This window comes from Lactococcus sp. NH2-7C (assembly GCF_029953655.1).
In the GTDB taxonomy this organism is placed as follows: Bacteria; Bacillota; Bacilli; order Lactobacillales; family Streptococcaceae; genus Lactococcus; species Lactococcus lactis.
Window position 1 is genome coordinate 531,676 of record NZ_CP124538.1, and the last position, 18,459, is coordinate 550,134.

Here is an 18,459-nt window from a genome sequence, read left to right on the forward strand (position 1 = left end):
CCTCCAAGTTTTCTGCTGACAGTTCTGTCAGTAATATTTTTTTATAAAACCACTGACAGAACTGTCAGTAAATATTTATCATGTCTTTATTTTACATTTATCGTTTGGAAATAAAAAGCACCAGTTTTAAAACTGGGCTTTTTTTAATTTAATTGTTCGGAAATTACTTTTAATCTTTAATTAAAAACTCTTCATTGAAAATTCCAATATATGGCAACTGACGGTAACGTTCCGCATAATCAATTCCATAGCCCACAATAAAGGCATCCGGCACTTCAAAGCCAACATAATCAGCGTCAATATCAACTTTACGACCACTTGGTTTATCTAATAAAGAGATAATTTTTACTGAATGTGCTTGACGTCCTGTCAGCAATTTTTTAAGATAGAGCAGAGTATTTCCAGTGTCAATGATATCCTCAACAATCAAAATATCACGTCCATGAGCCACGGTTGATAAATCTTTCAAAATTCTAACTTCTCCAGAAGATGAAATCCCATAACCATAACTGGTGACATCCATAAAATCCACTTCAGCATCAATTGATAATTCTTTAAGCAAATCAACCGTAAACATGATTGACCCTTTTAATATTCCGACAACAAGTGGATTTTTTCCCTCATAATCGCGTGAAACAACTTCCGCAAGCTCTTTGACACGTTCGGCAATTTGTTCTCTGGTAAATAAAACTTCTTTTAAATGTGGATGCATTTTTCTCTCCAATTTTTTTCACAATATGTTTCTATTTTAGACTTTTTTAGAGAGAAGAAAAAGACCAGAAGTCTGACTTTGGTCTTTTTTAGCTTACAACGTTCGGAAATAGAAAATTTTCAAAACCATAATTTTCTTAATCAACTTTAATAACTCCCAAATCCAACATCGTTTGTGCCGTTTGAATAATCGCTGCTTCACCTGAACGTGGTTTCCAGCCTAAAAGTTTAACTGATTTTTCATTTGAACAAGCTGTGTTTTGCCCCAAAAATGTAGCTGGCATCGCCAAACTTTTATCAAATTGAGCTAAAATTTTAACTAAAAAGTCGGGAATTACCTGAGTAGATACTTTTTTAGCTTTTGAACCAAATTCCTTTTTCAAAAACTCTGCTTGCTTTTTGTAAGTAATATTTTGGCCTGAAGTTGCAATGAAACGCTGACCAATCGCTTCATCTTTTTCAAGAGCTAGCAAATGTAAATCAGCAACATCACGAACGTCAACATAATCAAATGCTAAATTTAAAAGTCTGGGCATTTTACCTTCAAACATATTTTTTATAGCCGCACTAGAATGTGAAAAATCATTTCCAAGAATTGGACCCATAACAGCTGTAGGTAGAACCGATGCTCCTTCAATATCATAAGCTTCTGCAAGTTTCCAAAACTCCATTTCCGCCATTGTTTTAGAACGTTGATATGCATTAATTGGAGCATCAAGATTTGTCCAATCTTTCTCTGTGAAGATTTCTGAATGATGCTTATGCCCCGCTAAAACAGCTCCCGATGCTGAGGTCAAAACCACTCTTTTAACTCCTGCTTGCTTGGCTGCTTTCATCACAAACTTCACTCCATCTATAGCCATTTTCACCATTAAATCATCAGCGTCAGGACGTTGCAAAGGTGTTGGTGAAGCCACATGAATCACAGAATCAACACCAGTCATGGCTTGACTCCATCCTTCTTCTTTTGTCAAATCAGTTTGGACAAAATCTAAATCTGTAAAATCTAAAATTCCGCCTTGTGCCATCATTTTTTTCACTTCTTCTTGTCGAGACATCGTCCGCAATGTCGCCCGTACTCGATAGCCTTTTTTCAATAAAACAATCATGATAAACATAGCAATATATCCAGAACCACCTGTTACAAGAATTGTTTTTTTATTTGTATTTGTCATTTAATTTTCTTCCTCTATTTTTCTTAATTCACATCCGTTACACTTGAAACTTATGTAAAATTATTGTACGATAGAAGTGTAAAAAATACAAGCCTTTGAAAAGCTTGTGTGACACAATCAGGAGAAGTGTAATGGCAGCGACAAACTATTCCCAAACTATCAAAAATGATACAAAAGATTTTATTACTACAGCTATTTTGCAACTATTAGGAATTCAAAAAACATCCAAAAAACCGAAAAATCTTGCTCAACTCACCGTTTCAAACGTTTGTAAAAGAGCCGGAGTTAGCAGAATGGCTTTTTACCGTAACTTTGAGTCCATTGACCAGGTCATTTATCAATACTATCAGCCACAAATTTCACAAAGTTTTGAAATCATTCGTCAGAATGTTTCTGCCAGTTCAAAAATTGAAAACCAATTAAAATTCTTTGAAGAATTCAAAAATGACCTCTTCCTTTCTGAAAGTCAAGGTTATGAACCAATTATTCGCCAGATTTATATTGAAGAAATTGAGAAATTTTATGAAAAGACAAATGACGAATATTTCATCACTTTTGTCGCAAATGGAGTTTATGCTCTTTGGCGCAAATGGTTAATGAACGGTCAAGATAGGCCAATTGAAGAAATACATGAACTCATTAGAAAAATTGTTACAATTTAAAAAGGCAGAGTAATCTGTCTTTTTTATTCATTTTCCTAAGAAAAAAACTTCATCATTGCTGATGAAGTATAATTTGGCGAACGACTTCTGGATAGAGCTTGTGCTCTGCTTCATGAACAGAACGCTCATAGACTTCTAAATCTTCGTGATAAGCTAGCGGGATTTGAGCAATCAACTCCCCAGTATCAACTCCCTCATCAACATAATGAATACTGATTCCCAATCCCTTTTTTGCCTTATGTGACTCTTCAATCGCATGAGGAGATCCGGCAAAATCTGGAAGATAAGAAGGGTGAACATTGATTATCTTTCCTTTATATTTTGCCAACATCGTCGCACTAATGATTTTCATGTAACCCGCCAAGAGAATTAAATCAATTTCTTGGTCTTCTAAAATTTCCACCAAAGCCTTTTCATAATCCACTTTTGAAGAAAATTCTTTTAATTCCAAACTCGCCTTTGCAACCCCTAATTGCTCAGCACGTTCAAGTACATAAGCATCATGGTGATCTGAAAAAACAAATTTCACTTGGTCTGGAAATTGTTCAGCTAGTGTTTGAAAGTTAGACCCATTTCCTGATGCAAATACTGCAATTTTCATTTTATCCCCTATTCTCAATGAAAAAAGATTATTTTTTGATAACTACTGCTGTATCTTGTCTTTTGACCATTTTACCAATTTCAAATGCATTCAACTCTTTTTTGAGAGCTTCAGCATTTTCAGAAGCAACAGCAATTACCATTCCAATTCCCATATTGAAAATTTCATACATTTCTTCATGTTTGATACTCCCATATTTTTCAAGAGCTTTGAAAATTGGTAAAATATTCCAAGAACCTTCGATAATTTCAGCTGACAAGCTATTTCCGAACATTCTTGGTAAATTCTCATGGAAACCACCGCCTGTAATATGAGCAATCCCTTTTATTTTATTTTGTTTAATCAAGGGCAAAAGCTCTTTGACATAGATTTTTGTCGGAGTTAAAAGAGTATCAATCAAAGATTGGTCAAGTTCAGGCAATGATTCATTCAAATCAAAGTCAGCAAAAACTTTCCGGACCAAAGAATACCCATTAGAATGAATCCCAGATGAGGCAAGACCAAGCAAAACATCGCCCGCTTCCACATCTTTTTCACCATCAATTAATTGTGATTTTTCAGCCACACCCACAGAAAAACCAGCTAAATCGTAATCTTCTTCATCATACATTCCGGGCATTTCGGCTGTTTCTCCACCAATCAGCGCTGCTCCTGCTTGCAAGCAACCTTCTGCCACTCCAGCCACAACTTGCTCCAATTTTTCAGGAATATTTTTCCCTGTGGCAATATAATCCAAAAAATACAATGGCTCAGCCCCAGCAGCAATAATATCATTGACGCACATAGCCACGCAATCAATCCCAATCGTATCATGTTTGTCTGCTTGAATGGCTAACATCAATTTAGTTCCCACACCATCTGTCCCTGAAATCAATACTGGCTCTTTGACATCAAGCACAGATAAATCAAAACTTCCACCAAAACCACCCAGTGCACCAAGCACACCCAAACGTTCGGTTTTAGCCACATGCTTCTTAATACGAGAAACCACCTCATATCCTGCTTCTACATCTACCCCAGATTTTGCATACGCATTCTTAGACACTGTCATTCTCCATTTTCTGATTTATTTTATTCTACTTCCATGTTAAATGATTTTCAAACATAAAAAAAGTTTCAGCGGGTAGTACTGAAACTTTTTGTTTAAATCGTTCGGAAATAACATTTTATTTCAACTTCAATAGCATATCAAATTAAAAAAACCGCCAGCATCAGCTAACGGTTTTTTCTATTTATTCAGCAATTGTTTGAATATCAAAGTCAATCTTGTTATCTATAAGTGTTACAATAACTTTTGATTTTGGTGGAATTTTTCCTCCGATAATCAGCTTAGCTAATGGATTTTCGATGACTTTTGTCAAATAACGTTTGAGTGGACGTGCACCATAAGCTGGTTCATAAGCATTTTCAGCAATCCAAACTTTTACTTCTTCACTCAACTCAAGTTGAACGTCCATTTCTTCAAGACGATGTGAGAGTTGACTGGTCATTTTAACGATAATATTCTTGATATCTTCAAGCGCTAATGGTTTGAAAAGAATGGTATCATCAATCCGGTTTAAAAATTCTGGTTTGAAATGTGCTCGAAGTTGAGACATCACATTTTCAGTTGTTTCTTCAGAAATTTCACCATTTTCTCCAACATTATCAAGCAAATATTGAGAACCGACATTTGAAGTCATAATCAACACTGTGTTCTTAAAGTCAACGAGAACACCTTTAGAATCAGTCAAACGACCGTCATCCAAAACTTGCAACAAAATATTGAAGACATCTGGATGTGCTTTTTCGATTTCATCAAGCAAGATGATTGTATAAGGATTACGACGAACGGCTTCAGTCAATTGGCCGCCTTCATCGTAACCGACATATCCTGGAGGTGCTCCGACTAAACGAGAGACTGAGTGTTTTTCCATATATTCACTCATGTCAATCCGAACCATATGTTCTTCTGAATCAAAGAGATTTTCAGCCAGAGCTTTCGCAAGCTCCGTCTTACCTACCCCAGTTGGACCGAGGAAGAGGAATGAGCCAAGTGGACGGTTAGGGTCTTGAATTCCTGCACGCGCACGGATAATGGCATCAGATACGGCTTCAACAGCTTCATCTTGTCCAACGACCCTTTGATGCAATGTTTCTGGTAAGTGAAGTAATTTTTCACGTTCACCTTCAACCAATTTGGTAATTGGAATACCTGTCATGCGTCCAACCACTTCGGCGATTTGTTCTTCAGTGACTGATTCTTGAACTAAAGATAAATCATCTGATTTTGCTTTTTCTTCAATAGCTTTGAGTTCTTTTTCAATTTCAGGAATTTTACCATAACGAAGAGCTGCTGCTTTTTCTAAGTTTCCTTCATTTTGAGCTTCTTCCAATTCGTGGCGAGCATGTTCTAATTCATTTCTTTTTTCAGAAATATTGCCCACTTCTTTTTTCTCAGCTTCCCATTGCGCTTTGAGTTGATTGTTTTCTTCTCGAAGTTCAGCAATTTCACCACGTATAATTTCAAGACGTTTCTTAGAAGCATCATCTCGTTCTTTTTTGAGGGCTGCTTCTTCAATTTCTAATTGCATCAAGCGACGATTGGCTTGGTCAAGTTCAGTTGGGAGTGAATTCATTTCTACACGAATTGTTGCACTGGCTTCATCAACCAAGTCAATAGCTTTATCTGGTAAAAACCGGTCAGTAATATAGCGATTTGAAAGAGTTGCTGCTGCGACTAAAGCATTATCATGAATCGTCACACCATGGTGAATTTCAAAACGTTCTTTTAGACCACGCAAGATTGAAATTGTATCTTCAACAGTAGGTTCAGTAACCAATACCTTTTGGAAACGACGTTCAAGTGCTTTGTCTGTTTCCATGTATTTACGGTATTCATCAAGGGTAGTTGCCCCAATCAAATGGAGTTCACCACGCGCAAGCATTGGTTTTAAAAGGTTTCCAGCATCCATAGATCCTTCAGTTTTACCTGCACCAACAATCGTATGAAGTTCATCAATAAAGAGGATAATTTGTCCATCTGATTTTTTCACTTCATTAAGGACTGCTTTCAAACGTTCTTCAAATTCACCACGATATTTCGCTCCTGCAATCAGAGCACCCATATCAAGTGAAAAGATTGTTTTATCTTTCAGATTTTCAGGAACGTCTTTTCTGACAATTCTTTGTGCCAATCCTTCGACAATAGCTGTTTTACCAACCCCAGGTTCACCAATAAGAACGGGGTTATTTTTTGTTTTACGAGAAAGCACTCGAATGACATCACGAATTTCTTCATCACGTCCGATAACGGGATCTTGTTTACCTGATTTAACTTGAGCAACGAGATCTACCCCATATTTTTCAAGTGCTTTGTATGTTTCTTCTGCATTTTGACTGGTCACTTTATCACCTCCGCGTAATTCTTCAATCGCAGCTTGCGCTTTTGCTTTTGTCAGTCCATGATTAACCAAATATTTAGTCAATGGATTTTGTTTTAGTTCAAAAAGGGCAAGAAGCACAATCTCGGTTGAGAGGTATTCATCGCCCATTTTTTGCGCAATTTTGTCTGCTTCAGTAAATATTTGGAACAAATCTGGACTTAGATTTTGGCCATAAGTAATATTTGATCCTTCCACTGAATTAATTTTGTCAATTTCTTTTTCAATTAAATTTGTAAAGTCATCTAGGTCAATCCCTAAATCTTTATAAAAGTTCGCCCCAAAACTATTGGGTTGAACAAAAATTCGCCATAAATGTGGAACTTCGATCACTTGGTGATGACGAACTTGCGCAATTTGTTGCGCTGAACCAAGTGCTTCTTGCATCGTTGTTGTCATTTTTTCGATGTCCATAAAAACACCTCATTTCAATTTCATAGTTAGTAGTGTTTATTATCTTTTTCTCACTACATTCTAATTATAATACTTTGGTCAGCAATGGTCAAACTTTTTGATTCGTTATTTATAAAAAATTATTTGCGCTTTTTAGATGAATTATCTGCGTACTAATCCTAGTGAAGCTGTCTTTTTAATACACTTTGCCTTATAATGGATTTAGTGTCAAAAATAGAAAAGATAGGAGAAAAATGACTCAACAACTAAATTCTTTGGGAAAGTCTGCCCTCTTAATATTAAGTAATACAATTATTGTCCTTCCATTCATGATTTTTATTCAAATTGCAAAAGGAACCTCGCTTCTTGCCCTACTTCCTTTTTTGCTCTTTTATACTTTCAGAATGACTGGTGTATTCTTTATTAGGGGAATAAAAACAAGAATCAACAGCTATAGTCTTTTAAAAATTTCATTGTATGCCGGTTTACTTGGTTGCTTGCTTGGATTTATTGGTTCTTTCTACTTTCCTTTCTACACTTTATCCGGTATTCTTTTAGGAGTGAGTGCAGCTTGGTTGCCGATGTCAAACACTTCGGTAAATTATTATCTAAAAAATACTAACCAGCTCATCAAAGGAAAAACCTTAGTTAGCTTACTTTTGTTTTTAGTCCTTGGCTTTTCTTTTGTCTTATCCCCCTCTCTAAAATATCCCCTGTTTTTTGTCTTCTATGGAATAGTTTATCTTCTCTCTTTCCAATTAGTTGGAAATTTGGATAATTACAAAGTTGATCCAAATGATTTAGAAAAAGCTTCATATAAATATCTTATTTTATTTGCTTTATTTTTTGTTTGCCTCTTTCTATTACGCTCAAGTCGATTACTTGCCAATAGTTTAGAATTTGATTATTTTATTTTCGGATTTTTCTTTTTGGTCACCCTCTATATTGTCGCTATGAATTTTTTCAAAAATAAAATTCAAAGAAATATTCCTCGTAAATTATCATATTTGACAGTTATTAATGGGGCAGTGGGAAATTATTTATTTCTTTTTTGTTCTTTGTATGTCGCTGGTTTTTATGGTCATCAGCATTTATTTTTACAGTTTTATCTCCCTTATGTTTTAGGAATTGTCTTTGCTTCTAAGGTCAAAAATTTACTTGGAAAGAATGTCAAAACCTATTCTTTAATCGGAATTTTTCTGGGGTTACTTTTGATTGTTTTTAGTCCTCTATTTGCTCTAGGTTTATTTCTTACTAGCTTGTTTAAAGGAAGTTTAAATTCAAGATTAACTCAAGACTATGAGAGCACTGTTAATATCGTTGAAGATAAACGTATCTGGGTAAAATATACCATTCAAAATATCGGAAGTATTCTTCACCAATTTTTGTTAATGCTTTTAGGTTCACTTATCATCATGAAAAATGGCTTATCTATCAAGACTTTGTTCGTTATTACTTCAATTCCTATTCCAACAGCTCGAAGTATTGAACTGATGAAATCATGGAATCTTATTGCGACGTCATTGATTATCTTAATTATCATCGCCTATCTTATTTATCCAAAAATAGTTCCACTTCTTAAAAAATCAAAGTAAATTAGAAAAACTCATGTCTAAACATGAGTTTTTTATTTAATACGAGTGGTCAGTGAACTTTCTTTTCCTTCGATAATTTTATGAATCTCTTTAGCAAATTGACTTCGTTTAATTGGACGATAACTTTTTAAGAAAGAAAAAAACGGAATTTTTATGAGTGGTTCCAATAGGCGTGCTGGAAAATAACTGCTTTTTCGTGAAGCATCATAGACAATTCCTGGAAAAACAGAAACAAATCTTGATTTCAAACGTTTTTGACCATAAGTTTCCACTTCTTTTTTAGCATTCATATAGTCATTCATAAAAAAAGGACCATCGTTTGCTGAAATAAAAAGGCATTGATTTTCTGAGTTAACTAATGTATCAATAATTATTTTTGCTGGTTGAATACTATTTTTTTCATAAGTTGTTCCCTTTGATTTGCTAGGAAATAGAATTCCTACCGCATCAATCACCCAATCTGATTTTTGTAAAAGTTCTTGCCAATCCCCAGCTTCATTTAGATTGGCAGCATGATAAATGACTGGCTCAACTAGATTATCTTTAGATTTACCATGTCTTGATAAACCATGTAATTCATAGTCTACAACTTGAGCAAGTTCCTTAAAGATGCCTTGACCAACAAGTCCAGTTCCTCCAACAATCGTAATAATCATTTGCTCACCTCACTTGCTTTTATTTCTTATCCTAACATATTAGTGATAAAAAAATAAATAATAAATTCGATTATTTTTTAAAATACAAATAAATTTATGATTTAAGCTTTTCTAATTAAACAAGAATTTTTTAACGGCTGAAGAAACTCCTGAATGATCATTTGACTGTGAAATATAATCTGCAATATTTTTTACTTCTTGAGGAGAGTTGCCCATCGCTACACCTAATCCTGCACTTTCTAACATTGGAACATCATTGAAGTTATCACCAATTGCCATTGTAGAAAATAAAGGTACGCCGTAATACTTTGCAATTTCTTTTAAAGCGTGCTCTTTTGAAACTTTGTTGGATGTAATTTCTAAATAATTATCTTTTGATAAATAAAAGTCTACCTCGTTAAACTGACTTCTTTTTAGTTTTTTTAATAATTGATAGATGTCTTCGTTCTCTCCAATTACCAATAATTTATGAGCGCTTTTTCCTTCAAAATTTGTAATTTGAGGATTAGTCCCAACAATTTCTGCCTCAATTTTAGTCCACTTATTTTCTTCTTCTACTAACCATAAGGTTTTCGAATAAAGATTTACTGAAATTTGAGGAAAATTTTCTGATAAAATTTTTAAAATTTTCCTAAGTTCAACTTTACTTATGGTCTCTTCACTTATGATTCTAAATATTTTATTTTTATCAAAATAACCAATTAATGCTCCGTTATAACATGCTAACGGGGTATGATATAATCCTAATTTGTCAGCTATTTCTAACATTCCAATTGGAGAGCGTGCTGATGCTAATACCAATGGGATATCTCTATTTTTCATTTTTTTCATTATCTCAGGTAGCTGCGAATCAATCTGATGGTTAGAGTCTAATATTGTTCCATCAATATCACTAATTATTAATTTTATATTTTCCATCTTTAACTTTCCCCATTTTTCTCATCTATGATTTGGTCAAAACTTTCTAAACGACTCAAAGTATATTTTGCCTTCAGATTTATTTTACCGGTTTGGGCAAGCAAAATTTTTTGACAAGATTGTTTCATTGCAATTTTTTTAACGAAAACATCTTTCTCATCATCAAAACTAACTTCACCATCTCTTAAACCCGCGGCTCCAAAAAAACCTGCATCAAAATTAACATTTTTAAGTAATTCTATTTCATTTAGAGAGAAGAAAAATCTATTTTTAGAATAAAATTTGCCCCCTAAAAGATGGAACTCTATATTTGGTTTATCAGACATAAGAATTGCCAAATCCAAAGCGTGTGAATAAATCGTTATTTTCATCTCCGGATTCAAAATTTGTCCTAAGGCCAATACTATTGTTGAAACATCAAAGAAATAGATTCCGTTATTCCTTATCAATTTTTTAGCCTGTTTCGCAATATTTATTTTTTCTTCTGACATTTCAATCAAGCGTTCATTAAATGAAAGAATGTCTGAACTTGATTTTATTGAGATTAGTCCCCCATGAGTCCTCTTAGCTAGTTTTTTTTCTGATAAAATTGTAAAGTCTCTTCTGATAGTATCTCGTGAAACATTAAATTTTTTCATTGCTTTTACAACAGATAATTCCCCATTTACTGATAACTCAGCTATTATTGCATTTAAGCGCTGTTCTTGGTACATTTCTCACCTCTCTTATAATTATATTATAGAATTATTTTTTCCAATAAGCAATAATGCTTTTTTGTAATCATTTATAAGTGATATTTTCAAACTAAAAAACCATGAAAATTCTCATGGCTATATTATTTTCTATTTCAAGCTATTTTTTTCCAAAGACTCCAAATAGTCTGCTTCATAATCATAAAGCGGTGTTGGATATTCGCCATCAAAATATGACAAGCAAAGTTTATCATGACCAATCGCCTCGACAAGTCCTGATTGGCTGAGATAGGTTAGACTATCCGCTCCGATAACTACTCTGATTTCATCTGTAGTGTGTGTGGCTGCGATGAGTTCGTCACGGTCTTGGATGTCAATGCCGTAAAAACAAGGATATTTTAGGGCGGGACTGGCGATTGCCACATGGACTTCAGCAGCTCCCGCGTCTTTGAGTAGTCTGACAATGCGTTTACTAGTCGTTCCCCGAACAATACTATCATCCACCATAATGACGCGTTTTCCTTCTACAACACCTCGAACAGCACTCAATTTCATGCGAACGCCTTGTTCACGAAGTTCTTGAGTCGGTTGAATAAATGTTCTTGCCACATACTGATTTTTAATCAGCCCCATTTCGTAAGGCAAGCCAGATTCTTCAGCGTAGCCTGAAGCGGCACTGAGTGATGAATTAGGCACACCAATGACAATGTCAGCGTCAATTTGAGCTTCTTGGGCTAAAATTTTTCCTGAACGTTTTCTGGCAGTATGAACATTAACTCCAGCGATATTACTATCAGGACGGGCAAAATAGATGTATTCCATTGAACAAATGGTCATGTTGGTGCTGTCAGTAAATTGGTCCACATGAATGCCGTCGTCATTAATTTCAATGATTTCACCGGGTTGAACATCTTGAATCCAAGTGGCGCCAACGACATCAAAAGCACAAGTTTCTGAGGCCACAACAAGTGCACCGTTGCTCATTTTACCGATTGAAAGTGGCCGAAATCCATTAGGGTCAAGGGCTGCGACAATTGAATTTTCAGTCATAATGAGATATGCAAAGCCACCTTTGACCGTATTGAGCGCTTCTTTGACTCTGCCCATAAATTCTGGATGATGACTACGGCGAATCAAATGCATGAGGATTTCTGTGTCTGAATTACTGGAGAAGATTGCCCCAGATTTTTCAAGTTCACAACGCAAGGATTGGGCGTTGGTTAAATTTCCATTGTGGGCAAGTCCAAGTGCTCCGTCATGAAATTCAAACTGGAAAGGCTGAATATTATTGATATTTGCTGAGCCAGCCGTGGCATAACGAACATGTCCAATGGCTGCTGACCCTGTCAGTTCTTCCAAATCTTTTTCGTCACGGAAAACTTCAGTGACTAGACCCAAACCACGATGACGATTGAGTTTTCCATTATTATTGACCAAAATCCCTGCACCTTCTTGCCCGCGATGTTGGAGAGCATGAAGTCCAAAATAGGTCAGGCGAGCGGCATCAGGATGTCCCCAAACACCGAAAAGTCCACATTCTTCATTTATTGTCTTCGCTTCAAAGTGCGACCACTCTTGCTCAGTAAATGTTGCGCTTGTCATTTCATCAGACATGGGAGGGCTCCTTCATAAATGCTGACAGCTTCGTCAGTAGAAATAGAAAGTTCATTCATCTTCAAAATTCCGCTGTTAGTAACTTTTCCGATTACTTCGCCACTGACAGAAAGTTCTGTCAGTAATTTTTCAAAATCAGCTTGATTTTCTGGTGAAATTGAGAGTACAAAGCGACCTTGCGTTTCTGAGAATAATTGGGCATTGGTTAAATCAACTTTCACATCAACGCCTAAGCCATTTGCAAAAGCAGATTCAGCCAAGGCAACCGCTAATCCACCCTCTGCCAAGTCATGTGCTGAGCTGACCAATCCGTCATTAATTGCTTTTAAAACAAAGTCTTGATTGATTTTTTCAGTTTCTAAATCAAAATCAATTCTTCCAGAAATTTCTCCTGTCAACATTTTTTGCAGCTCAGAACCTGAAAAATCATCAAAGGTTTGACCAACCAAAACAATCAAATCACCTGCTTTTTTAAATTCTTGAGTCGTAATATTTTTTACATCCTCAATCAAACCAACCATTCCAATCATTGGGGTAGGTAAAATAGCTGAACCGTTTGTCTCATTGTAAAGACTGACATTTCCTGAAATAACTGGTGTATCAAGGGCCAAACAAGAACGTGAGATTCCATCAGCCGCTGTTGTTAATTCCCAAAATTGTTCTGGTTTTTCCGGATTTCCAAAGTTCAAACAGTCAGTAATCGCGAGCGGTTTTCCACCAGAGGCCACGATATTACGAGCCGCTTCAGCAACTGCGATTGCTCCTCCTTTTTCTGGATCAAGATAGAGATAGCGAGCGTTACAGTCCGTTGTCATCGTAAGTGCCTTGTTAGTGCCACGCACTCGTAAAACTGCGCTATCTGAGCCTGGTGCAACAACAGTGTTGGTCATCACGCGCGAATCATAAGTTTCATAAATTGATTTCTTGCTAGCAATTGTCGGTTGAGCCAAAAGTTTTTTGAAAATTTCACTGACCGCGCTGTCAGTAATTTCTGGAAGATATTTTTCGCTGTCAGTAAATTTTTGAATTCGCTCAGGAACTTTTGCCTCACGGTAATAAGTTGGAGCATCTTCCGCCAATGAATCAACTGGAACATGAGCAACCATTTGCCCTTTATGATAAAGCGTATAAAAACCATCATCAGTCACTTGCCCAATATTCACAGCATCAAGGTCGTATTTTTTAAATAAATCAATAACTTCTTGTTCATGTCCTTTTTTGACACAAAGCACCATGCGTTCTTGTGACTCAGACAACATCATTTCATAAGGAATCATATCTGTTTCACGCTGAGGCACATTATCCAAGTTAAGACGCAGACCCGACCCGGCTTTTGAAGCCATTTCTGATGTGGATGAAACCAATCCGGCAGCACCCATATCTTGAATTCCAACTAAAATATCGCCATGATTTTGGATGACTTCAATACAAGCTTCAAGCAATAGTTTTTCCATAAATGGATCTCCGACTTGAACCGCTGAACGTTGTGTTTCTGAGCCAGAACCAAATTCTTTAGAAGCAAAAGATGCTCCATGTATGCCGTCACGTCCTGTTTTCGCTCCGACATAAAAAATAGAATTTCCCACACCTTTAGCTTGTCCCTTTTGAATATGTTTATGTTCAATCAAGCCCACACACATGACATTCACCAAAGGATTTCCAGCGTATGATTCATCAAAGGCTACTTCGCCACCAACCGTCGGAATTCCAATACAGTTTCCATATCCCGCAATCCCGGCTGTTACTTGGTCCACAATATGACGCGTTTTACCATTATCAATTGGTCCAAAACGTAAACTATCCAAAATTGCAATTGGACGAGCTCCCATTGAAAAAATATCCCGAATAATACCACCAGAACCTGTTGCTGCACCTTCATAAGGTTCAACATAAGATGGATGATTATGAGATTCAGCCTTGAAAACAACCGCCAAATCATCACCAATATCCACAACCCCAGCCCCTTCACCAGGCCCCATCAAGACTTGTGGACCAGTCGTCGGAAATTTTTTTAAGACAGGTTTTGAATTTTTGTAACAGCAATGTTCTGACCACATCACGGCATACATCCCAGTTTCCGTAAAGTTTGGCAAACGGCCATTAAGAATCTCATCTTTGATTTTCAAATATTCTTCATCCGTCAGTCCCCACTCACGGTAAATTTTGCTTTCTTGAATCTGTTCTGGTGACATCTCCAAAGTCATGTTATTCTCCTATAAGATATGAGAAACGCTTGCTTAAAAACGTAGAAACTACAGTCCAATTTACTGCATTAGTAGTCTAAAGAGTATACGTTTCAATAGAAATGCAACTTGTATATTCTCTAGTTTAAAAACTTTCAGCGCTCTGAATTCAATTATTTCAAATTACAAATTTACTGACAGATTCGTTTTAAAAATCTAAATTCTGTCAGTATTTTTTTCATTTCCCAACAAAGTTTTTCAAGACAGAAGCAAACAAATATACTCCGTCAGCGCCACCAAGCAGTTCTTCCATGGCCCGCTCAGGGTGAGGCATCATCCCAAGCACATTTCCTTCTTTATTGACAATTCCAGCAATATTTTCAACTGACCCATTAGGATTTTCGTCAGCATAGGTGAAAATAATTTGCCCATTTGCTTTAAGTTCAGCAAGCGTTGCTTCGTCAGCAACATATTGACCCTCACCGTGAGCAATTGGTAAATTAATCAAAGCATCCTTAGCATATTCGGTCGTAAAATTACTTTGATTATTTTCAACTTTAAGAGCTTGCCATTTGGAAACAAATTTCAAACCCTCATTGCGAATCAATACACCCGGTAAAAGTCCAGATTCAACCAAAATTTGAAATCCATTGCAAGTACCAAAAACAGGTTTTCCTTCTTTAGCTAAACGTTTGATTTCCGGCATAATATTTGCAAATGACGCAATCGCACCACAGCGTAAATAATCACCATAAGAAAATCCGCCTGGAATCAATACTCCGTCAAAACCTGCAAGCGACTTCTCATCATGCCAGACAAATTCTGCCTCAGCTCCCATGACATCACGAATTGCCCAAAGTAAATCAAAATCACAATTTGACCCAGGAAATTGAATGACTGCAAATTTCATTAATTAGCTCCTTCGCTTTGTTCATTCAAAAGTTCAACTTTATAAGTTTCCATATTTGGATTTGCCAACAATTCATTGGCAATTTCAATTGCTTTTGCGCGAGCAATCTCAGCTTCTGCATCAAATTCAAAATCGAAAAATTTTCCAACATTTAATTCTGTAACTTCTTGATAACCCATTTTATGAGTTGCCGCTTTAATCGCTTGAGCTTGAGGGTCGAGAATTGAGGCTTTGTAAGCCACGTAAACACGTACTTTAGTCATTTTAAAATTCTTTCTATATAAGATGTGAGGAACTGTCCTAAAAACTAGAACTCATTTATTTCGCATTTTCTAACAAATTCAAAACTTCAGTATAAGTTTCAATTAAATCGCCAATATTACGTCTGAAAACATCTTTATCCATATGCTGACCATTCGCATCCCAGAGACGTGAAGTATCAGGTGAAATTTCATCAGCAAGAATAATTCTTCCGTCAGCAAGACGGCCAAATTCAAGTTTGAAATCAACCAAAGTTAAGCCAATTCCAGCCCATATTTTTTTCAAAATCTCGTTGATTTTACGCGTTTCACTCTTTAAAAATTCAATCTCTGAATAAGTTGCAATGTTCAGGAATCTAACATGTTCATCATTAATAAATGGGTCATCTAAAGCATCATCCTTATAGTAAAACTCAACAATTGGTTCTTTTAAAACAATTCCTTCTTCAAGACCAAATCGTTTGGCAAAAGAACCAGCAACAACATTTCTTAAAACAACTTCTAAAGGAATTATTGAGACTCTTTTATTCAATTGTTCGGTTTTTGATAACTTTTCTATGAAATGCGTTTCTAAACCTTCAGCATTTAATCTTTCAAAAATTAATGAAGTAATTTGATTATTTAGAGCGCCTTTCCCCGTAATCTGTTCTTTACGAGCACCATTTAATGCAGTCGCTTGATCACAGTATTCCACCCAGAGCACCTCAGAATCATCAGTAAAATATAGTTTCTTAGCTTTTCCTTCATAGAGCAACTTTTCTTTTTTCACAATATCCTCCATCCATTTAAGGAATCCTTTATGCTTCTTATTCTATTCTAATGAGCCAAATAAAAAAAGCTCTAGCGGATAAAACTAGAACTTTTTCAATTTATTGTTCGGTTTTGCTGAATGTTCGGAAATAACGCTTATTCCTTTTCCAAATACATGATTTCTTTCCCTTTTGATTCAGCATAAATGATTTCTTTGTATGTAGATTCGCCAATATATCCGTTCTTATTAACTACAAAAATTGCATCAGACAAATCAATTTTTTTAAAATGTGCACTTGAAAAAGCGGTAATTTCAGTAGGTTTGTAATCAATAATCTTTTTCGTTGGATATATTACACCCAGCACACAATTTCCCGCCAGTTCCAAAAGTTCAGCTTGAACTTTCATCTCTTCAGTGAATTTTAAACTACCACAAATTGTAATTATTTTCATCTTGTTTCCTCTTAGAGAGTATTATACCACTCATCAGAAACTTCTTCTAACCAAACTGCTTCTCCCGCGGTAATGGCCACATGACTGAACCAGCTATCTTTTGTCGCTCCATGCCAATGTTTAACTCCTGCATGAGTAACAATCGTATCGCCCGCATGTAAAAGTTGGGCCTCCTTACCCTCTTCTTGATACCATCCCTCACCTGCTGTAACCAATAAAACTTGATAACCATCTTTATGAATATGCCAATGATTACGACACCCCGGCTCAAAAGTCACGTTTCCTACACCAAAGGGCAAGTCCTTATCCGAAATCATTCCTTCTAAATAAGATTGGCCAGTAAAATAGGCACCATAAGGATTTTTTTCTCCTTGAGGAGAAATAAGAGCATTGTCTAATTCTTTTTTATTCATTTCGTTCTCTCTTTTCTAACTCTCTTTTCTAATCAATCTGCTGATAACGCGTTACCTTTAGGCGCAGTTGATATTTTTCTCTCAATTCAGCAATTTTTGGCATCATCGGACTTTTATGATGAATGTCAATTGCTTCTTGGTTTTCCCATTCATCAATCAATAGAATTGCTTGTTCATTATCCAAGGGAACAAAATATTCATAACGTAAATTTCCACTTTGTTGACGTATTTTATCGACGAGACCCGAACTTACCATTTCATCAGCAAAGAGGCGGGCATTATCACCTTCACCTTGGTACAAAATGTTGACCGTAATTGTCATATCTTTCCCTCCTATTCCCAAATTTTTTTTGCAATATTAAAAGCCGACCAAGCCTTTGGCCATCCCACATAAAAACTCAGATGTGTAATTATTTCTGAAATTTCTTCCTGACTGATTCCATTTTCTTTTCCTTTTGCCATATGAAAATTTAATTGTTCAAAATTTCCACCAGCAATCAAAGCAGTAATCGTAATGACGCTACGTTCATGTGCTGAAAGTTCTTTTTCACGACTCCAGACTTCTCCAAAAAGAATATCGTCATTTAATTCAGCAAATTTTGGCGCAAATTCTCCAAGTTGTTCATGTCCTGCGGTTTGTTTTTCCATTTTAACCTCCAATTTTTTTAATTATCAAGGCACTTTATCTTGTGCTTTTTCCAAGTTCTTCCAAGAATTTTAGGCGTATCACTGTCGGTCTAAAATTATTCTCCCAAGCAGGGTCCCAGCTATAGCCTGAACGTTGTCGATAAGAATCAATAAACTTATCGATATTTTCTTTATCTGTCACAGGTTCAAATTCCACTTGATAGACTTTCCCGTCAATGTGAATTTGACCCTTACGTGAAATCATTGCCGAATTCCACCAACTTGATGCCGTTCCGCGACCTGCTGCTACCGCTAAATCATCATCAATATAAGCAAACCAAATCCAAGCAGGACGATGTTCTTGCGGGTCTGGGCTAATATAAATATCTTGTATCTTAGAAAACTTTTTTACATCAATTTTCAT

General features: G+C 35.9%; 20 protein-coding genes. 2 read left to right on the forward strand and 18 right to left on the reverse strand.

What is annotated here, in order from left to right:
- Nucleotides 1-169: 169 nt before the first annotated feature.
- Both hpt and QJV49_RS02535 read right to left on the reverse strand, forming a co-directional pair.
- Nucleotides 170-712 carry a hypoxanthine phosphoribosyltransferase gene (gene hpt, locus QJV49_RS02530; RefSeq protein WP_003130055.1) on the reverse strand — a complete coding sequence of 181 codons (543 nt, stop codon included), beginning with the start codon at nucleotides 710-712 and terminating at the stop codon, nucleotides 170-172.
- Between the two features lie 136 nt (nucleotides 713-848).
- The gene (locus QJV49_RS02535) at nucleotides 849-1,886 is read right to left on the reverse strand and encodes an NAD-dependent epimerase/dehydratase family protein (protein WP_225512750.1); all 1,038 of its coding nucleotides are present in this window, start codon (nucleotides 1,884-1,886) and stop codon (nucleotides 849-851) included.
- A gap of 131 nt (nucleotides 1,887-2,017) precedes the next feature.
- On the opposite strand from QJV49_RS02535, the gene QJV49_RS02540 reads away from it, so the two are divergent.
- Entirely contained in the window at nucleotides 2,018-2,548 is a 531-nt protein-coding gene (locus tag QJV49_RS02540; protein ID WP_225512751.1) for a TetR/AcrR family transcriptional regulator, read from the forward strand.
- Between the two features lie 52 nt (nucleotides 2,549-2,600).
- Here the strand turns inward: QJV49_RS02540 and purN are convergent, their stop codons facing one another.
- The 3 genes from purN to clpB form a co-directional block, all read right to left on the reverse strand.
- Nucleotides 2,601-3,149 (reverse strand): phosphoribosylglycinamide formyltransferase, encoded by a 549-nt coding sequence (gene purN, locus QJV49_RS02545; protein WP_225512752.1) that lies wholly within the window; start codon nucleotides 3,147-3,149, stop codon nucleotides 2,601-2,603.
- A gap of 28 nt (nucleotides 3,150-3,177) precedes the next feature.
- Nucleotides 3,178-4,200 carry a phosphoribosylformylglycinamidine cyclo-ligase gene (purM, locus tag QJV49_RS02550; RefSeq protein ID WP_225512753.1) on the reverse strand — a complete coding sequence of 341 codons (1,023 nt, stop codon included), beginning with the start codon at nucleotides 4,198-4,200 and terminating at the stop codon, nucleotides 3,178-3,180.
- A 181-nt stretch (nucleotides 4,201-4,381) separates the two neighbouring features.
- On the reverse strand, nucleotides 4,382-6,985 hold the full coding sequence (clpB, locus tag QJV49_RS02555; RefSeq protein ID WP_225512754.1) for an ATP-dependent chaperone ClpB: 2,604 nt from the start codon (nucleotides 6,983-6,985) through the stop codon (nucleotides 4,382-4,384).
- Nucleotides 6,986-7,218: 233 nt separating this feature from the next.
- On the opposite strand from clpB, the gene QJV49_RS02560 reads away from it, so the two are divergent.
- A complete protein-coding gene (locus QJV49_RS02560) occupies nucleotides 7,219-8,559 on the forward strand; it encodes a hypothetical protein (RefSeq protein WP_225512755.1) in 1,341 nt (446 codons plus the stop codon).
- A gap of 32 nt (nucleotides 8,560-8,591) precedes the next feature.
- On the opposite strand, the gene QJV49_RS02565 is transcribed toward QJV49_RS02560, so the two are convergent.
- From QJV49_RS02565 to QJV49_RS02625, 13 genes are all read right to left on the reverse strand, one after another.
- Nucleotides 8,592-9,215 carry an NAD-dependent epimerase/dehydratase family protein gene (locus tag QJV49_RS02565; RefSeq protein WP_225512756.1) on the reverse strand — a complete coding sequence of 208 codons (624 nt, stop codon included), beginning with the start codon at nucleotides 9,213-9,215 and terminating at the stop codon, nucleotides 8,592-8,594.
- A gap of 111 nt (nucleotides 9,216-9,326) precedes the next feature.
- Nucleotides 9,327-10,133, reverse strand: a complete 807-nt coding sequence (locus QJV49_RS02570; RefSeq protein WP_225512757.1) for a Cof-type HAD-IIB family hydrolase — start codon at nucleotides 10,131-10,133, stop codon at nucleotides 9,327-9,329.
- A 2-nt stretch (nucleotides 10,134-10,135) separates the two neighbouring features.
- Nucleotides 10,136-10,846: a DeoR/GlpR family DNA-binding transcription regulator gene (locus tag QJV49_RS02575; protein WP_225512758.1), complete on the reverse strand. Its 711-nt coding sequence runs from the start codon at nucleotides 10,844-10,846 to the stop codon at nucleotides 10,136-10,138.
- A gap of 129 nt (nucleotides 10,847-10,975) precedes the next feature.
- Nucleotides 10,976-12,439 carry an amidophosphoribosyltransferase gene (purF, locus tag QJV49_RS02580; RefSeq protein WP_225512759.1) on the reverse strand — a complete coding sequence of 488 codons (1,464 nt, stop codon included), beginning with the start codon at nucleotides 12,437-12,439 and terminating at the stop codon, nucleotides 10,976-10,978.
- Entirely contained in the window at nucleotides 12,424-14,643 is a 2,220-nt protein-coding gene (gene purL / locus QJV49_RS02585; RefSeq protein ID WP_225512760.1) for a phosphoribosylformylglycinamidine synthase subunit PurL, read from the reverse strand. The genes purF and purL overlap by 16 nt, the downstream gene beginning before the upstream one ends.
- A gap of 217 nt (nucleotides 14,644-14,860) precedes the next feature.
- Entirely contained in the window at nucleotides 14,861-15,532 is a 672-nt protein-coding gene (purQ, locus tag QJV49_RS02590; RefSeq protein WP_225512761.1) for a phosphoribosylformylglycinamidine synthase subunit PurQ, read from the reverse strand.
- Nucleotides 15,532-15,795 carry a phosphoribosylformylglycinamidine synthase subunit PurS gene (purS, locus tag QJV49_RS02595; protein WP_225512762.1) on the reverse strand — a complete coding sequence of 88 codons (264 nt, stop codon included), beginning with the start codon at nucleotides 15,793-15,795 and terminating at the stop codon, nucleotides 15,532-15,534. The genes purQ and purS overlap by 1 nt, the downstream gene beginning before the upstream one ends.
- 55 nt (nucleotides 15,796-15,850) lie before the next feature.
- The gene (purC, locus tag QJV49_RS02600; RefSeq protein WP_225512763.1) at nucleotides 15,851-16,561 is read right to left on the reverse strand and encodes a phosphoribosylaminoimidazolesuccinocarboxamide synthase; all 711 of its coding nucleotides are present in this window, start codon (nucleotides 16,559-16,561) and stop codon (nucleotides 15,851-15,853) included.
- A 137-nt stretch (nucleotides 16,562-16,698) separates the two neighbouring features.
- Nucleotides 16,699-16,995: a hypothetical protein gene (locus tag QJV49_RS02605; protein WP_225512764.1), complete on the reverse strand. Its 297-nt coding sequence runs from the start codon at nucleotides 16,993-16,995 to the stop codon at nucleotides 16,699-16,701.
- An 11-nt stretch (nucleotides 16,996-17,006) separates the two neighbouring features.
- On the reverse strand, nucleotides 17,007-17,408 hold the full coding sequence (locus QJV49_RS02610) for a cupin domain-containing protein (RefSeq protein ID WP_225512765.1): 402 nt from the start codon (nucleotides 17,406-17,408) through the stop codon (nucleotides 17,007-17,009).
- 28 nt (nucleotides 17,409-17,436) lie between these two features.
- Nucleotides 17,437-17,730 (reverse strand): antibiotic biosynthesis monooxygenase family protein, encoded by a 294-nt coding sequence (locus QJV49_RS02615; RefSeq protein ID WP_225512766.1) that lies wholly within the window; start codon nucleotides 17,728-17,730, stop codon nucleotides 17,437-17,439.
- A gap of 11 nt (nucleotides 17,731-17,741) precedes the next feature.
- Complete coding sequence (locus QJV49_RS02620; protein ID WP_021469567.1) at nucleotides 17,742-18,056, reverse strand: carboxymuconolactone decarboxylase family protein; 315 nt, start codon at nucleotides 18,054-18,056, stop codon at nucleotides 17,742-17,744.
- 34 nt (nucleotides 18,057-18,090) lie between these two features.
- Nucleotides 18,091-18,459 (reverse strand): DUF2255 family protein, encoded by a 369-nt coding sequence (locus QJV49_RS02625; RefSeq protein WP_225512767.1) that lies wholly within the window; start codon nucleotides 18,457-18,459, stop codon nucleotides 18,091-18,093.

What these genes read in the sequence shown, in the direction of transcription:
- hpt (WP_003130055.1), bottom strand. Translation starts at nt 712, where the DNA reads ATGCATCCACATTTAAAAGAAGTTTTATTTACCAGAGAACAAATTGCC.
- QJV49_RS02535 (WP_225512750.1), bottom strand. Translation starts at nt 1,886, where the DNA reads ATGACAAATACAAATAAAAAAACAATTCTTGTAACAGGTGGTTCTGGA.
- QJV49_RS02540 (WP_225512751.1), top strand. Translation starts at nt 2,018, where the DNA reads ATGGCAGCGACAAACTATTCCCAAACTATCAAAAATGATACAAAAGAT.
- purN (WP_225512752.1), bottom strand. Translation starts at nt 3,149, where the DNA reads ATGAAAATTGCAGTATTTGCATCAGGAAATGGGTCTAACTTTCAAACA.
- purM (WP_225512753.1), bottom strand. Translation starts at nt 4,200, where the DNA reads ATGACAGTGTCTAAGAATGCGTATGCAAAATCTGGGGTAGATGTAGAA.
- clpB (WP_225512754.1), bottom strand. Translation starts at nt 6,985, where the DNA reads ATGGACATCGAAAAAATGACAACAACGATGCAAGAAGCACTTGGTTCA.
- QJV49_RS02560 (WP_225512755.1), top strand. Translation starts at nt 7,219, where the DNA reads ATGACTCAACAACTAAATTCTTTGGGAAAGTCTGCCCTCTTAATATTA.
- QJV49_RS02565 (WP_225512756.1), bottom strand. Translation starts at nt 9,215, where the DNA reads ATGATTATTACGATTGTTGGAGGAACTGGACTTGTTGGTCAAGGCATC.
- QJV49_RS02570 (WP_225512757.1), bottom strand. Translation starts at nt 10,133, where the DNA reads ATGGAAAATATAAAATTAATAATTAGTGATATTGATGGAACAATATTA.
- QJV49_RS02575 (WP_225512758.1), bottom strand. Translation starts at nt 10,846, where the DNA reads ATGTACCAAGAACAGCGCTTAAATGCAATAATAGCTGAGTTATCAGTA.
- purF (WP_225512759.1), bottom strand. Translation starts at nt 12,439, where the DNA reads ATGTCTGATGAAATGACAAGCGCAACATTTACTGAGCAAGAGTGGTCG.
- purL (WP_225512760.1), bottom strand. Translation starts at nt 14,643, where the DNA reads ATGACTTTGGAGATGTCACCAGAACAGATTCAAGAAAGCAAAATTTAC.
- purQ (WP_225512761.1), bottom strand. Translation starts at nt 15,532, where the DNA reads ATGAAATTTGCAGTCATTCAATTTCCTGGGTCAAATTGTGATTTTGAT.
- purS (WP_225512762.1), bottom strand. Translation starts at nt 15,795, where the DNA reads ATGACTAAAGTACGTGTTTACGTGGCTTACAAAGCCTCAATTCTCGAC.
- QJV49_RS02605 (WP_225512764.1), bottom strand. Translation starts at nt 16,995, where the DNA reads ATGAAAATAATTACAATTTGTGGTAGTTTAAAATTCACTGAAGAGATG.
- QJV49_RS02610 (WP_225512765.1), bottom strand. Translation starts at nt 17,408, where the DNA reads ATGAATAAAAAAGAATTAGACAATGCTCTTATTTCTCCTCAAGGAGAA.
- QJV49_RS02615 (WP_225512766.1), bottom strand. Translation starts at nt 17,730, where the DNA reads ATGACAATTACGGTCAACATTTTGTACCAAGGTGAAGGTGATAATGCC.
- QJV49_RS02620 (WP_021469567.1), bottom strand. Translation starts at nt 18,056, where the DNA reads ATGGAAAAACAAACCGCAGGACATGAACAACTTGGAGAATTTGCGCCA.
- QJV49_RS02625 (WP_225512767.1), bottom strand. Translation starts at nt 18,459, where the DNA reads ATGAAAATTGATGTAAAAAAGTTTTCTAAGATACAAGATATTTATATT.